The sequence below is a fragment of the Streptomyces africanus genome (assembly GCF_002150735.1).
In the GTDB taxonomy this organism is placed as follows: domain Bacteria; phylum Actinomycetota; class Actinomycetes; order Streptomycetales; family Streptomycetaceae; genus Streptomyces; species Streptomyces africanus.
This window is the reverse complement of the sequence record NZ_MUKA01000241.1, coordinates 251-16,159: the sequence shown is the minus strand read 5'-3', so window position 1 is coordinate 16,159 and position 15,909 is coordinate 251. Positions and strand designations below refer to the sequence as shown.

8 protein-coding genes and 1 pseudogene are annotated in these 15,909 nt (G+C 69.9%); 5 read left to right on the top strand and 4 right to left on the bottom strand.

Annotated features, from left to right (window positions below; translation table 11 throughout):
- Window positions 1-17 precede the first annotated feature (17 nt).
- The 3 genes from CCL05_RS27990 to CCL05_RS27980 all read left to right on the top strand — a co-directional run bounded on the left by CCL05_RS27990 (window position 18) and on the right by CCL05_RS27980 (window position 3,952).
- Window positions 18-950, top strand: a complete 933-nt coding sequence (locus CCL05_RS27990) for a LysR substrate-binding domain-containing protein (protein WP_086563314.1) — start codon at window positions 18-20, stop codon at window positions 948-950.
- A 225-nt stretch (window positions 951-1,175) separates the two neighbouring features.
- Window positions 1,176-3,002, top strand: coding sequence for an AMP-dependent synthetase/ligase (locus CCL05_RS27985; RefSeq protein WP_086563313.1), 1,827 nt, complete (start codon window positions 1,176-1,178; stop codon window positions 3,000-3,002).
- A 158-nt stretch (window positions 3,003-3,160) separates the two neighbouring features.
- Window positions 3,161-3,952 (top strand): aldo/keto reductase, encoded by a 792-nt coding sequence (locus tag CCL05_RS27980; RefSeq protein ID WP_208641637.1) that lies wholly within the window; start codon window positions 3,161-3,163, stop codon window positions 3,950-3,952.
- 155 nt (window positions 3,953-4,107) lie between these two features.
- Here CCL05_RS27980 and CCL05_RS27975 read toward each other — a convergent pair whose 3' ends face one another.
- Window positions 4,108-5,007 carry a class I SAM-dependent methyltransferase gene (locus tag CCL05_RS27975; RefSeq protein ID WP_086563309.1) on the bottom strand — a complete coding sequence of 300 codons (900 nt, stop codon included), beginning with the start codon at window positions 5,005-5,007 and terminating at the stop codon, window positions 4,108-4,110.
- Between the two features lie 134 nt (window positions 5,008-5,141).
- Window positions 5,142-6,863, bottom strand: a complete 1,722-nt coding sequence (locus CCL05_RS27970; RefSeq protein ID WP_086563308.1) for a glycoside hydrolase family 6 protein — start codon at window positions 6,861-6,863, stop codon at window positions 5,142-5,144.
- 399 nt (window positions 6,864-7,262) lie between these two features.
- On the opposite strand from CCL05_RS27970, the gene CCL05_RS27965 reads away from it, so the two are divergent.
- Both CCL05_RS27965 and CCL05_RS27960 read left to right on the top strand, forming a co-directional pair.
- Window positions 7,263-10,181, top strand: a complete 2,919-nt coding sequence (locus CCL05_RS27965) for a glycoside hydrolase family 48 protein (protein WP_086563306.1) — start codon at window positions 7,263-7,265, stop codon at window positions 10,179-10,181.
- 204 nt (window positions 10,182-10,385) lie between these two features.
- Window positions 10,386-13,034 carry a cellulose binding domain-containing protein gene (locus CCL05_RS27960; RefSeq protein ID WP_086563304.1) on the top strand — a complete coding sequence of 883 codons (2,649 nt, stop codon included), beginning with the start codon at window positions 10,386-10,388 and terminating at the stop codon, window positions 13,032-13,034.
- Between the two features lie 51 nt (window positions 13,035-13,085).
- On the opposite strand, the gene CCL05_RS27955 is transcribed toward CCL05_RS27960, so the two are convergent.
- Window positions 13,086-14,960, bottom strand: a complete 1,875-nt coding sequence (locus tag CCL05_RS27955; protein WP_086563302.1) for a rhamnogalacturonan lyase — start codon at window positions 14,958-14,960, stop codon at window positions 13,086-13,088.
- 459 nt (window positions 14,961-15,419) lie between these two features.
- Window positions 15,420-15,887: pseudogene (locus CCL05_RS47170) on the bottom strand (helix-turn-helix transcriptional regulator); the annotation flags it as partial.
- Window positions 15,888-15,909: the final 22 nt, after the last annotated feature.

The window sequence follows — 15,909 nt, the reverse complement described above, 5'->3', positions numbered from 1 at the left end:
ACGATAGCCTGGCGGGCATGTACGACCCCGCCCATCTGCGCACGTTCCTGTCGGTGGCGCAGACGCTGAGCTTCACGCAGGCCGCCCGCCGGCTCGGGCTGCGGCAGTCCACCGTCAGCCAGCACGTGCGGCGGCTGGAGGACGCCACCGGGCGGACGCTGTTCACCCGGGACACGCACTCGGTGGAGCTCACGGAGGACGGCGAGGCCATGCTCGGGTTCGCGCGCCGGATCCTGGAGGTGCACGAGCAGGCGACGGCGTTCTTCACGGGCACCCGGCTGCGCGGGCGGCTGCGCTTCGGCGCGTCGGAGGACTTCGTGCTGACCCGGCTGCCGGAGATCCTGGAGGGCTTCCGGCACGACCACCCGGAGGTCGACCTGGAGCTGACGGTCGAGCTGTCGGGCACGCTGCACGAGCAGCTCGCCGCCGGGAAGCTGGACCTCGTCCTGGCCAAGCGGCGGCCCGAGGATCCGCGCGGCGAGCTGGTCCGGCACGACAGGCTGGTGTGGATCGGCGCGGAGCGCCTCCGGCTCGACCCGGACCGTCCCGTGCCGCTGATCGTCTATCCGCCGCCGGGCATCACCCGCGCGCTCGCCCTGGAGGCGCTGGAGCGGCAGGGCCGCGAGTGGCGTGTGGTGTGCACGAGCGGCTCTCTCAACGGCCTCGTCGCGGCGGCCCGGGCGGGGCTCGGCGTGATGGCCCACTCCCGCGGCCTCATCCCGCCGGGCCTGGTCCGGGTCCCGGACCGGGCGGGGCTGCCGGAACTGGGGCAGGTCGACTTCGTCGTGGTCCACGGCCGGCGGCGCCCCTCGGCCCAGGGAGCGGCGGACGCCCTGGCCGCGGCGATCCTGGCGGGCGGCGACCGACTGAACCGGAGTGACGAAATCCGCCCCAGGGGCGCTGACAGGAGAGGCGGCCGGACACCGCGCACCAGGAGCGTCGGGCCGTGACCCGGTCGTACAGATTCGGTGGAGATTACGGCTCCGAAACTTACTCAACCGTCAGGATTCTGTCCGACCCTTCCCCATGTGAGCGCATTTTCCCTCCCTGACCAGCGCGGACAAAAGCGCTGCTCGCCTTCGACACCCCTCCCGCCTTCTGCCCGGTTGGGGTAGCTTTCACGGCGCTGTGCGGGGCGTCACTCAACCGAAGCGCTGAGGAGCGGGGAGCGGGGTTTGCGCGAGTTCACCAACCCTCCGTTGGAGTTGGCACCTCCGGTGGGCGGTCTGGCCGACGTGGTCTTCCAGCATGCCCAGGAGGACCCGCTGCGCATCGCGCTGGGCCGCAAGGACGAGTCGGGGCAGTGGCGCGACGTCACCAGCGCCGAGTTCCGCGACGAGGTGCTCGCCCTGGCCAAGGGCCTGCTGGCGAGCGGCATCCGGTTCGGCGACCGGGTCGCGATCATGTCCCGTACGCGCTACGAGTGGACGCTGTTCGACTACGCGCTGTGGACGATCGGCGCCCAGGTCGTGCCGGTCTACCCGACCTCCTCGGCCGAGCAGTGCTTCTGGATGCTGTACGACGCCGAGGTGACGGCCGCGGTCGTGGAGCACGAGGACCACGCGATGACGATCGCCACCGTCATCGACCGGCTGCCCCAGCTGCGCCGCCTGTGGCAGCTCGACTCGGGCGCCGTTCAGGAGCTGTACGACGCCGGCGCGCACCTCGACGACGAGGTGGTGCACCGCCACCGGCAGGCCGTCACCCCCGACTCGGTCGCCACGATCATCTACACGTCGGGCACCACCGGCCGCCCCAAGGGCTGTGTCATCTCGCACGGCAACTTCATGTACGAGGCGGACACCGTCATCGAGCGCTGGGAGCCGGTGTTCCACTCCAAGCGGGGCGACGAGGCCGCCACCCTGCTGTTCCTGCCGCTGGCCCACGTCTTCGGGCGCATGGTCCAGGTCGCGGGGATCCGCGGCAAGGTGAAGTTCGGCCATCAGCCGCAGCTCAACGCGGCGGCCCTGCTGCCCGACCTGGCCGCGTTCAAGCCGACGTTCTTCCTGGCCGTGCCGTACATCTTCGAGAAGGTGTTCAACGCGGCCCGCCGCAAGGCCGAGAAGGAGGGGCGCTCCGGCCCGTTCGAGAAGGCCGTCGACATCGCCATCAAGTACGCGGACGCGATGGAGGCGAAGGCCTGGGGAACCGGCCCCGGCCCCTCCGCGGGCCTGCGCATGCAGCACCAGCTGTTCGACAAGCTCGTCTACACCAAGATCCGCGCCGCGATGGGCGGCCGTATCAAGCACGCCATGTCGGGCGGCTCGGCGATGGACCGGCGGCTCGGCCTGTTCTTCGCCGGGGCGGGCGTGCACATCTACGAGGGCTACGGCCTGACCGAGTCCACGGCCGCCGCGACCGCCAACCCGCCCGGCCGCACCCGGTTCGGCACGGTCGGGCAGCCCATCCCCGGCATGACCGTGCACATCGCGGACGACGGCGAGATCTGGCTGCACGGCCAGAACGTCTTCCAGGGGTACCTCAACAACCCCAAGGCGACCGACGAGACCCTGCACGACGGCTGGCTGGCCACCGGCGACCTCGGTGCGCTCGACGAGGACGGCTACCTCACCATCACCGGCCGCAAGAAGGAGATCCTGGTCACATCGGGCGGCAAGAGTGTTTCGCCCGGCGTGCTGGAGGAACGCGTCCGTGACCATCCACTGGTCAACCAGTGCATCCTCGTCGGCAACGACCGCCCGTACATCGCCGCCCTCGTGACCCTCGACCAGGAGGCCGTGGAGCACTGGCTGACGATGCGGGGCAAGCCGCCGATGTCCGCGGCAGAGCTGGTGCGCGACGCGGATCTGGAGACGGAGGTGCGGCGCGCGGTGGTCGCGGCCAACACCCTGGTCTCGCAGGCCGAGTCGATCCGCACCTTCCGTATCCTGGCCCAGCCGTTCACCGAGGAGCACGGGCTGCTGACCCCGTCCCTGAAGCTGAAGCGGAAGGCGATCGAAAAGGCGTACGAGAACGAGGTCGAGGCGCTGTACCGGGCGTGAACAGCCGGGTAACAGGTGAATCGGACGCCGGAATTCTCCCGTCAGGAATGCATCACGGCTCGTGATCGTTGACGATGGGATGTACACCTGACCGCAAACCGAAGGATCGAGAGCTCGTGAGCAAGGTCCCCCCGATCATCCTGAACAACGGCGTCGAGATGCCCCAGCTGGGCTTCGGCGTCTGGCAGGTGCCGGACGACGAGGCCGAGTCGGCCGTCGCGACGGCGCTGGAGGCCGGGTACCGCAGCATCGACACAGCGGCGATCTACGGCAACGAGGAGGGCACCGGCAAGGCCATCGCCGCGTCCGGTCTCCCCCGCGAGGAGCTCTTCGTCACCACGAAGCTCTGGAACGCCGACCAGGGGTACGACTCCACGCTGCGCGCCTTCGACACCTCGCTGGAGAAGCTCGGCTTGGACTTCGTCGACCTGTACCTGATCCACTGGCCGCTGCCGGCCCGGGGTACCTACGTCGACACGTACAAGGCGTTCGAGAAGCTGCACGCCGACGGCCGGATCCGGGCCATCGGTGTCTCCAACTTCCTTCCCGAGCACCTGGAGCGGCTGATCGGCGAGACGTCGGTCATCCCGGCCGTGAACCAGATCGAGCTGCACCCGCACCTCCAGCAGAGCGCCGCCCGCGAGTACCACGCGGAGCAGGGCATCGCCACGGAGGCCTGGTCGCCGCTCGGCCAGGGCAAGGGGCTGCTGGAGGTCCCGGCGATCGTGGCCATCGCCCGCAAGCACAACCGGACTCCGGCCCAGGTCGTCCTGCGCTGGCACATCCAGCTGGGCAATGTGGTCATCCCCAAGTCCGTGACGCCGGCGCGGATCAAGGAGAACATCGAGGTCTTCGACTTCAGCCTGGACACGGAGGACCTGGCGGCCATCAGCGCCCTCAACGAGGACCGCCGCCTGGGCCCGAACCCGGCAACGTTCGACGGCGCCTGAGCGTACCCCCCGACTGCCCGCAGCTTGCTGAGCTGCGGGCAGTCGTGCCGCTAGGGGCGGCACGGGTGGGCGCAGCGGCACCCCGGCACGCCGGGCTGCGCACCGCCCCGCCTCCAGCACCAACGCCGAGCACCTCGTATCAACCGGCAGCCCCACTACCCCGCCCGCACAGCCGTGTGCACCGTATGGGCCTCCAGGACGAACACATCCGACCGCCGCTGCAGACTCGCCTCGTCGTCAGGATCGAGCAGCCGGTCAAGCGTCGCGAGATCCTCCGCATCGAGCCCGTCCGTCAGCCGCTCCCGCATGTGCGACAGGGACGCCACGACATAGGCACGGGCCCGCTCCGAGGCAGGCGCGGGCAGATCGAGCAGGAACGTGTGCGTCCTGGTGTGCTTCAGCCCCGCGGCGGCCAGCAGCCCCGGCCAGTCCTCCGTCTCCGCGACATGCCCCGGCAGCTCCGCGCGCATCCGCGTGAACCACTCCGCCTCCACCGCGTCGATCCGCGCCTGGAGCCCGGGCCGGCCGATGCCGATGTCGCGCGGCAGGAACCGCGGAGGCAGTCCGCCCTCCATGAGCGCGAGCGTGCCCCCGGGCGCCAGCCGCGCGGCGAAGGCGGTGAGCGCGGCCCGCTGGTCACCCAGGTGATGCAGGCTGCGGCTCGCCCAAAGGAGGTCGGCGGGGTAGTCCAACTGGTCGAGCACATCCGGGAGTTCACCGGCGATCGTGCCGAAGCGGTCGGCGACCCCCAGCCGCTCGGCCCGTGCCCGCGCCCGCTCCAGCAGCGGCTCGGAGCCGTCCACCGCGACGATCCGCGCGCCCGGGAACGTCTCGGCGAACAGACACGACACGACGCCCGGCCCGCTGCCCGCGTCGACGATCAGGCCCGGCTCGGTCACCTCCTTCGCCAGCCAGGCCATGGCCCGCTCGTACAGGGACGCGAACAGCTCCGCCTGGGACTCCAGCTTCGGGCCCATCTCGGCCCAGTCGATGTCCGTGGGGCCGTGGTGATGGCCGTGGCCGTGCCCGGACTCGTGGTCGTGGTCGTGCGCCATGCTGGTCAGCCTCTCCCTCGGATGCCGTCAGCCTGCGCCGACGCACCGGGGGAAGGCCACCGCTCTTGCCGCTCCCGCAAAAAAGATCCGCCGGGGCCGGAGCCCCGGCGGATCCGTGGGGACGGGTCAGCGCGTCAGGACAGCGGCGGGTACGCGTTCTGCATCAGCTGCCGGAACTGGGCGGAGAACCACTGCCCGGACAGCGGGGCGTCCGGCAGGGCACCGGACGGGTTGTTGCCGTTGCGCGGGTTGCCCTTGTACGCCGGGTCGCACATCTGGTCGAAGCCCTTGCCCTCGTCGTTCGGGATCTGCTTGCTCGCCCCGTCGGACTCGCCCGGCGGCTTCATCCACACGTAGGCGTCGATCCCGGCGGCCGGGCTGGCCTTCGGGCGCTCACCGAGGCCGGCTCCGGACTGGTTGCACCAGTTGCCGGGGTTGATCCGGCGGTCGTAACGGCCGCCGTCGACGTAGGTGTCGACGGAGGTCTGGGCGCCGGGGCCGGTGGGCCGGGCGGTGCCGCCCCAGCCGTTGCGGGAGGTGTCGATCAGCATGCCGATGCCGGAGTTGAAGCCGACCGAGACCAGCTGGTTGCGGAACGCCTGGGCGAAGGACAGCTCGTCGACGTAGCGGTTCCAGTCGACCCACTTCGACTCGCGGACGGACTTGCCGGCCACGTTGTCGCTGATGGAGAAGTGGTCCTCCTTCAGGGCGCTGTAGTTCGCCGTGTTGGTGATGAAGCCGTGGACGTCGTTGACGGTGGCGCCCTCGGCGGTCGCCGCCTCCTTGAACAGGGTCGCGGAGGGAGCGAAGTTGTCGTCCCAGCCGATCCAGCCGTGGTGGCCGGCGTCGACGTAGTTGTAGACGTTCGGCACGTCGCCGAGCTTGTTCAGCGCGTAGCCGACGCCCTTGATGTAGTTGCCGTTGGCCTTCATCACGTCACACTGCGGGGTGGCCGTGGGGCGGCTGCCGGTGTTGGTGACGAGGTTCGGCAGCGAGTCGATCTCGACGGTGGTGACGATCCGCAGCGAGGAGTACTTCGAGTCGGCGAGGATCGCCTTGATCGGGTCGATGTACTCCGTCTTGTAGCGGTCGATCTCCGTCGGGCCGAGCTCGCCGTTGGAGGCGAGGGCGGCGCAGTCACGGCCGGGCAGGTTGTAGATGACGAGCTGGACGACGAGCTCGCCGGAGCCCTTCTGGCGCAGCGCCTCGTCGAGGTGGGCGCGCAGGCCCATCTTGCCGCCCGCACCGTTGATCGCGGCGATCCGGTCCAGCCAGACGCCGGTCGGCTGGTTGGAGACCCGGCTGCCGCCCGGCTCGGCCGCGGCCTTCGCGGACCACTCCGGGTTCACGTACACCTTGGCGCCGTCGTAGGGGTTGTCCACCCGGTCGGCAGGCCCGCTCGGGTCCGGCGGATCCGTGGGGCCGCCGGGACCGCCGCCGTCGACGTTGCAGGTCACGCCGTCGAGGGTGAAGGTGGCCGGGATCGCGTTGCTGCCGCTGTAGGAGCCCTGGAAGCCGAAGCTGACCGAACCGCCCGTCGCGAGCTGGGCGTTGTAGCTCTCGTTGGCCACGGTGACGTCGGCACCGCTCTGGCTGATCTTGGCGTTCCAGCCGCTGGTGACCTTCTGGTTGCCGGCGTACGACCACTTCAGTGACCACGAGGACTTCGCGGCGCTGTTGTTGGTGACGGTCACGGCGGCGGTGAAGCCGGTGCTCCACTGGTTCTGCACCTTGTAGTCGACGGTGCAGGGGACGGCGGCGGTGCCGGCGCCGCCCGGGTCGACGGCGAACGCCGTGCCGGTGGCTCCGGCCACCAGGGCCATGGCGGCCAGTAACGCTGTTCTCGTACGGCTCATGAGTGCGGGTTTCCCTTTCGGTGGTGGGGGTGTCAGCCGTTCAGGGCGCTCCGACAAGGACATGAGGAACCCGGCACCGGCACTCGCGCAGCCGGGGACGACCGCGAAGGCGGCGGCTCAAAGTACTGAACGCGAGGGGTGTCGCTTGAGCGACTCCTTGCAGGCCGGGCCCGTCGTGACGGACGCGTCGACTGATGGAATCGCTCCCACTGGTGTCAAGGAAGGTAGCGCCAAGTGTCAGCAAAGAACAGGGGAGTCGCTGACTTTCGCTCAACACGAGGTGTCGAATCTTTTCGACTCTTCAAAGACCTTGACCGGTACCACACCCGTCCTCACTATGGGAGCGCTCCCACTGGTTCAAGCCTTGACTTCTCCGAGCCGCAAGGAGGAACCAGCACCATGCATCCCCCACCCCGGAGGCGGAGAGCCGTGCGGCGTCTGTGGACCGCCGCACTCGCAGCTCTCGCGCTTCCGCTGACGATGCTCTCCTCAGGGTCGGCCACCGCGCAGGCGGCCGCACTTCAGTGCAGTGTCGATTACAAGACGAACGACTGGGGCTCCGGCTTCACCGCGGACCTGACCCTCACCAACCGCGGCACGGACGCCATCGACGGCTGGACGCTGACCTACGCCTACTCCGGCAACCAGAAGCTGGGCAGCGGCTGGAACGGCACCTGGTCGCAGTCCGGCCAGAACATCACCGTCAAGAACGCCGCCCACAACGCGCGGGTCGCCGCGGGCGCCGCCGTCTCCACGGGCGCCCAGTTCACCTACAGCGGCAGCAACACCGCGCCCACGTCGTTCACGGTGAACGGCACCCCCTGTACCGGTGCGCACCAGCCGCCGATCGCCGTGCTGACCAGCCCGGCCTCCGGCGCCGTCTACACCCAGGGCCAGGCGGTCCCGCTGGCCGCCACCGCGGCCGCCGCGGACAACGCCACGATCAGCAAGGTGGAGTTCTACGACGACACCAAGCTGCTGGGCACGGACACCAGCGCGCCCTACGCGCTGTCCGTCTCGGATTTGACCGCGGGCAGTCATTCCCTGGTGGCGAAGGCCTACGACAGCATGGGCGCCTCCGCCGATTCCACCCCGGTCGGCATCACGGTCGCCTCCGGCCCCACCGTCGTCGCCTCGCCGCTCCAACTGGGCGTGCAGTCCGGCAAGTCGGGCACGTACGAGGTGAAGCTGTCCAAGCAGCCGGCGTCCAATGTGACGGTGACGTCGGCCCGCGCGAGCGGCAACTCGGGCCTGTCGGTCACGGGCGGTGCCTCGCTCACCTTCACCCCGCAGAACTGGAACACCGCGCAGAAGGTGACCGTCACGGCAGCCAACTCCGGTACGGGTTCCGCCGTGTTCGAGTCGACGGCCGCGGGCCACGCCAAGGCCTCGGTCACCGTCACCCAGCTGGCGGCCACCAAGGCGTACGACGCCCGCTTCCTGGAGCTCTACGGGAAGATCACCAACCCGGCGAACGGCTACTTCTCCCCCGAGGGCATTCCCTACCACTCGGTCGAGACGCTGATCGTCGAGGCGCCGGACCACGGTCACGAGACCACCTCGGAGGCGTACAGCTACCTCCTGTGGCTCCAGGCCATGTACGGCAAGGTGACGGGCGACTGGTCCAAGTTCAACGGGGCGTGGGAGCTCATGGAGAAGTACATGATCCCCACCCACGCCGACCAGCCGACCAACTCCTTCTACAACGCCTCGAAGCCGGCGACCTACGCGCCCGAGCTGGACACCCCGGGTGAGTACCCGGCCAAGCTCGACACCGGCGTCTCGGTCGGCAGGGACCCAATCGCGGCCGAGCTGAAGAGCGCGTACGGCACGGACGACGTCTACGGCATGCACTGGCTGCAGGACGTCGACAACGTCTACGGCTACGGCAACTCGCCCGGCAAGTGCGAGACGGGACCGTCGGACACCGGCCCGTCGTACATCAACACCTTCCAGCGCGGCGCGCAGGAGTCGGTGTGGGAGACGGTGCCGCAGCCGACCTGTGACGCCTTCAAGTACGGCGGCAAGAACGGCTATCTGGACCTGTTCACCGGTGACGCCTCCTACGCCAAGCAGTGGAAGTTCACCAACGCGCCGGACGCCGACGCACGGGCCGTACAGGCCGCGTACTGGGCGGACGTCTGGGCGAAGGAGCAGGGCAAGGGCAGTGCCGTGTCCGCGACCGTCGGCAAGGCCGCCAAGATGGGCGACTACCTGCGCTACTCCATGTTCGACAAGTACTTCAAGAAGATCGGCAACTGCGTCGGTCCGTCGACCTGTGCGGCCGGCACCGGCAAGGACGCCTCGATGTACCTGATGTCCTGGTACTACGCCTGGGGCGGTGCCACCGACACCTCCGCCGGCTGGGCCTGGCGCATCGGCTCCAGCCACGCCCACGGCGGCTACCAGAACCCGCTCGCCGCTTACGCGCTGAGCAACTACGCCCCGCTGAAGCCCAAGTCGGCGACGGGCGCGGCGGACTGGGCCAAGTCCATGGACCGGCAGCTGGAGTTCTACCGCTGGCTGCAGTCGGACGAGGGCGCCATCGCCGGCGGCGCGACCAACAGCTGGGCGGGCCGGTACGCGACCCCGCCTTCGGGCAAGTCGACGTTCTACGGCATGTACTACGACGAGAAGCCGGTGTACCACGACCCGCCGTCCAACCAGTGGTTCGGCTTCCAGGCGTGGTCCATGGAGCGGGTCGCCGAGCTGTACCAGCAGACGGGGAACGCGCAGGCCAAGACGGTCCTCGACAAGTGGGTCGACTGGGCGCTGTCCAAGACCACGTTCAACCCGGACGGCACGTTCCGTATCCCGTCGACGCTCCAGTGGTCGGGCCAGCCCGACACCTGGAACGCGTCCAGCCCCGGCTCCAACAGCGGGCTGCACGTCACGGTCGCCGACTACACCAACGACGTCGGTGTGGCGGCCTCGTACGCCAAGACCCTGACGTACTACGCCGACCGCTCCGGTGACACGGAGGCCGCGGCGGCGGCGAAGAAGCTGCTGGACGGTATGTGGGCGAACAACCAGGACGATCTCGGGATCGCCGTTCCGGAGAACCGCGCGGACTACAACCGGTTCGACGACTCGGTGTCCATTCCGAGTGGCTGGACGGGCACGATGCCGAACGGTGACGCGATCAACTCGTCGTCGACGTTCGACTCGATCCGGTCCTTCTACGAGGACGACCCGGCCTGGTCGAAGATCGAAAGTTATCTCGCGGGCGGTGCGGTGCCGTCGTTCACGTATCACCGGTTCTGGGCTCAGGCGGATATCGCCTTGGCCATGGGCTCGTACGCGGAGCTTCTCGAATAGTCCCCGCCGGGCGCTCCGCGGGTTGGGCGGTTTTCGTCTGCGGGCCGTGTGTGGCTGGTCGCGCAGTTCCCCGCGCCCCCAAAACAGCGTCCGAAGCTCTGCGTACGTGGCCCTGCACCTGACGCGGGGCCACGGCCGGGCGGCTCCACCCGCACTGGGGCCGCCCGGCTCTCGCACGTTCCCCCTCACGGAAGGAACCCCACCGTGCGAAGAACCCGTATTCTCACGGCCGTGCTCGCGCTCGCGGCCGGGTTGTTGTCGGGCGCTCCTACCGCCCTGGCCGCCGATCCGCCGTCGCCGAAAATCACCGCCGACACCTATACCTGGAAGAACGCCCGGATCGACGGGGGCGGCTTCGTCCCCGGGATCGTCTTCAACCGGAGCGAGAAGAACCTCGCCTACGCCCGGACCGACATCGGCGGTGCCTATCGGTGGCAGGAGGCGTCGAAGACCTGGACACCGCTGCTGGACTCGGTCGGCTGGGACGACTGGGGGCACACGGGGGTCGTCAGCATCGCCTCCGACTCCGTCGACCCCGACAAGGTCTACGCGGCGGTCGGTACGTACACCAACAGCTGGGATCCGAAGAACGGCGCCGTCATGCGCTCCTCCAACCGGGGGGCGAGCTGGCAGAAGGCGAATCTGCCGTTCAAGCTGGGCGGCAACATGCCGGGGCGGGGCATGGGCGAGCGGCTGGCCGTCGACCCGAACCGGAACAGCGTGCTGTATCTGGGCGCGCCCAGCGGCAAGGGGCTGTGGCGGTCGACGGACTCGGGTGTGACCTGGTCACAGGTGGCGAACTTCCCCAACGTCGGCAACTACGCGCAGGACCCGAGCGACACGAGCGGCTACGCCTCCGACAACCAGGGCATCGTCTGGGTCACCTTCGACGAGTCCACGGGCACCTCGGGCAGCGCCACCAAGACGATCTACGTGGGGGTCGCCGACAAGGACAACGCGGTGTACCGCTCGACGGACGCCGGCGCGACCTGGCAGCGGCTGGCCGGGCAGCCCACGGGCCAGCTCGCCCACAAGGGCGTCCTGGACGCGAAGAACGGCTATCTGTACCTCGCCTACAGCGACAAGGGCGGCCCGTACGACGGCGGCAAGGGACAGGTGTGGCGGTACGCGACCGGGACCGGGACCTGGAAGGACATCAGCCCGGTGGCGGAGGCCGACACGTTCTACGGCTTCAGCGGTCTGACGGTGGACCGGCAGAAGCCCGGCACGGTGATGGCGACCGCGTACAGCGCCTGGTGGCCGGACACCCAGATCTTCCGCTCCACGGACAGCGGCGCCACCTGGACCAAGGCGTGGGACTACACGTCGTACCCGAACCGCGAGAACCGCTACACGATGGACGTGTCGTCCTCGCCGTGGCTGACCTGGGGCGCGAACCCGCAGCCGCCGGAGCAGACCCCGAAGCTCGGGTGGATGACGGAGTCCCTGGAGATCGACCCGTTCAACTCCAACCGCATGATGTACGGAACGGGCGCGACGATCTACGGCACCGAGAACCTCACGAACTGGGACAGCGGCGGCAAGTTCGCCGTCAAACCGATGGTGCGGGGGCTGGAGGAGACGGCGGTCAACGACCTCGCCTCTCCCCCGTCCGGGGCCCCGCTGTTCAGCGCGCTCGGTGATGTCGGCGGCTTCCGGCACACGGACCTGGCCAAGGTGCCGTCGATGATGTTCACCCAGCCGAACTTCACGACGACCACGAGCCTGGACTTCGCCGAGTCGAACCCGGACACGGTCGTCCGGGTCGGCAACCTCGACTCGGGTCCGCACATCTCGTTCTCGACGGACAACGGCGCCAACTGGTTCGCGGGGACCGACCCCTCGGGCGTGAGCGGCGGCGGCACGGTAGCGGCGGCGGCCGACGGCAGCCGGTTCGTGTGGAGCCCTGAGGGCGCCGGCGTGCACCACACGACGGGCTTCGGCACGTCGTGGCAGGCGTCCGGCGGGATCCCCTCCGGGGCGATCGTCGAGTCGGACCGCGTCGACCCGAAGACCTTCTACGGCTTCAAGTCCGGGAAGTTCTACGTCAGTACGGACGGCGGGGCCACGTTCAAGGAGTCACCGGCGACGGGGCTGCCCGGTGGTGACAGCGTCCGCTTCAAGGCCCTGCCCGGCGGGAAGGGCGACGTCTGGCTGGCGGGCGGCGCGAGCGACGGGGCGTACGGCCTGTGGCACTCGACGGACGGCGGCACGAGCTTCACGAAGCTGTCGAACGTCGAGCAGGCCGACACCATCGGCTTCGGCAAGGCGGCCCCCGGCGCCTCGTACCAGACGCTCTACACCAGCGCGAAGATCGGCGGCGTGCGCGGTATCTTCCGCTCCACGGACAAGGGCGCGACCTGGACCCGCATCAACGACGACGCCCACCAGTGGGGCTGGACGGGCGCGGCCATCACCGGTGACCCGAGGGTGTACGGCCGGGTGTACATGTCGACCAACGGCCGTGGCGTCATCTACGGCGACAGCTCCGACGGCGGCACGACGGGTCCCGGGCCCGACCCCGGGCCTGCCGGTGCCTGCAAGGTGACGTACAAGGTCACGAGCCAGTGGTCGGGCGGCTTCCAGGCGGACGTGCAGCTCACCAACACCGGTGCCGGCGCCTGGAACGGCTGGTCGCTCGGCTGGTCCTTCGCCGACGGCCAGAAGCTCACCCAGGCGTGGAACGCCGAGGTCACGCAGTCGGGTACGGCGGTGACGGCGAAGAACGTCGGCTGGAACGCCGGCGTGGCGGCGGGCTCGTCCGTGAGCTTCGGCTTCACGGCCGGCTCGTCGGGGACGAACACGAAACCGACGGCGTTCAAGCTGGGTGACCAGAGCTGCACGGTGGCCTGACCGCGCCTTTTCGAGGGCGTATGCCGGAGACGGCATACGCCCTCGGCCTTCTCAAGGGGTGTAGACGGTCGGACGGGGAGCCGTCGGCATGGCGTTGCCGATGAAGAAGCTGGGGTGCGGGGGCTGGTTGTAGGCCGTGTTCTGCCAGGCCAGGGCCGTGCGGTACTGCGTGTCGTGGAGCAGGGTCGTGATCTTCGTGCTGGTCTCGTGCGGGGTCGAGTAGATGCGCAGCGCGGTGTTGTCGCTGGTGCGCCAGACGACCTCCTCGCGCCAGTCGCCCAGGATGTCGCCGGACAGGACGGGCGTGGACTTGGTGCCGTTGTTGGAGGAGACGCCGGATCCGGTCAGCAGGCGGGTGTCGCCCGAGGTGCCGTACTTGTCGATGCGGGTGCCGTCGAGGAGTTCACGGACGGGGTCGCCGTCCCACCAGGACAGGAAGTTTATGCTGGACGGCTCCCGGCCGAGGGAGGCGCCGGTGGCCGAGCGCAGGGTGGTGTCGGATGCCGACCAGGCCTCGGCGCCCGGGCTGCCGGCATAGATGTCGGCGGCGACGCCCCGGCCGTTGTCCGAACCGGAGGCCGTCTGCCACAGCACCTGGCCGGTGCGGGCGTCGGCCATCCAGGAGCCGGGCTTGCTGGAGTCCTCGGAGACCTTGAAGTACTCCAGGCCCGCGCGGGAGGGGTTGAGGTCCCCGAGGTGGGCCGCGTCGCCGTGACCCAGCTTGGTCGTCCACAGCCCGTTGCCGTTGTCGTCGACGGTCATGGCGCCGTAGACGATCTCGTCCTTGCCGTCGGCGTCGACGTCCGCGACGGACAGGCTGTGGTTGCCCTGGCCGTCGTAGCCCTTGCCGCTGTTGGTGGAGGAGTTGGTGTCGAAGGTCCAGCGGCGGGTGAACTGGCCGCCTCGCCAGTCCCAGGCGGCGATGACCGTGCGGGTGTAGTAGCCGCGCGCCATGATCAGCGACGGGCGGGAGCCGTCCAGGTAGGCCGTGCCCGCGAGGAAGCGGTCGACGCGGTTGCCGTAGTTGTCGCCCCAGGAGGAGACGGTGCCGCGGGCCGGGACGTAGTCGATGCTCTGCATCGCCTTGCCCGTCTGGCCGTTGAACATGGTCAGGAACTCGGGGCCGGAGAGCACGTAGCCGCTGGAGTTGCGGTGGTCGGCCGAGGAGCTGCCGATGACCGCGCCGGTGCCGTCCTTGGTGCCGTCGGCGGTCTTCATGGCGACCTCGGCCTTGCCGTCGCCGTCGTAGTCGTACACCTGGAACTGCGTGTAGTGCGCCCCGGAGCGGATGTTGCGGCCCAGGTCGATACGCCACAGCCGGGTGCCGTCCAGCTTGATGCCGTCGACGATCGTGTTGCCCGTGTAGCCGGACTGGGAGTTGTCCTTGGCGTTGGTCGGCTGCCACTTCAGGACGATGTCCAGGGCGCCGTCGCCGTCGAGGTCACCCAGGGAGGCGTCGTTGGCCTCGTAGGTGTATGCCGAGTTGCCCGGGGCGGTGCCGCCGGCCGGTGGGGAGACGGGGACGTCCTTGTAGCCGGTGCGGAACTGGATCGCGTGCACCGAGTCGGCCTGCTCCACGCCGTTCACGATCGCGCGGACGGTGTAGTCGGCTTGTGCGGGGGCGCCGGAGTGGAAGTAGTTCGTGGAGCCGGTGATCGGGGTCGCGTTGACCTTCGTGCCGGCCCGGTACACGTTGAACGACACGTCGTTCGGGTCGGTGCCCAGCCAGCGCCAGCTGACCAGGTTGCCGCTGCCGGTGTGGACGCTGACCACGCCCCGGTCCAGCTTCTCGACCTGGCGGGCGGTGGCGGCCGCGGCGGTGTCGCCGGTGGCGAACGTGGTCAGGCCGGCGCCGGTGAGCGCGGCCGTGACGGCGGCGACGGGCAGAAGCAGGCGGCGTCTGCGGTGCCTGTGGGGGTGCTTCACGGGACGGACCTCCTGGAGGGACGGGCGGGTTCCGCCTCTCAGTCGCCGCCGGACGCACGGGAGTTGCCGTACCGCTCGGCCAGTTCGGCCACGGTCCGGGCGATCCTCGACCGCAGTTCGTCCGGGGCCAGCACCTCGATGCCCGTGCCCAGGCGCAGGAACTCGGCGTGGGCGTGGTCGACGGACTCGATGGGGACCGTGGCGCGGGTCCAGCCGTTCGTCGTCCGTACGTCCGTCGCGCCGTACGGCCTCCCCCGCCGGGCCCGTGAGCATCGTCCCCGGGGCCAGTCGCACCACCGCCTCCCCGCGGTGCAGCCGGTCGTGGAAGCCGCGCTGGTACGCCGCCCAGTACACGGCCAGGTCGAAGCCCCCGGGCCGGGTGAACTCCTCGTCGTGGGCGGTGAGTTCGAGGATCTGGTCGACCCGGTAGGTCCGTGGGCCGGGCCCGGCGACGACGTACCAGCGGCCCGCCTTCAGCACCAGCCCGTAGGGCTCCAGGCGGCGCTCCACGTCGGTGGGCTCGCGCCAGCGGCGGTACAGGACGTGCAGCACGCGGCTGCTCCAGACGGCGTCCGCGACGGCCGGGAGGTGAGGGGCCTTGTCGGCGTCCGCGTACCAGCCGGGGGCGTCCAGGTGGAAGCGGCCGCTGATCCGGTCGGCGTGTGCGCGCAGCTCCGCCGGCAGGGCGGCGCGCACCTTGAGCTGGGCGGCGGCGAGCACGGAGCCGAGACCGAGCTGCGCGGCGGGGCCGGGGGCGCCCGCGAGGAAGAGGGCCTCTGCCTCGTCGGCGGTGAGACCCGTCAGGCGGGTGCGGTAGCCGTCGAGCAGACGGTACCCGCCGGCGTGGCCCGCGTCGCCGTACAGCGGGACCCCGGCGGCACCGAGGGCCTCGACGTCCCGGTAGACGGTACGGACCGAGACCTCCAGCTCCTCGGCGAGTTGCGCGGCG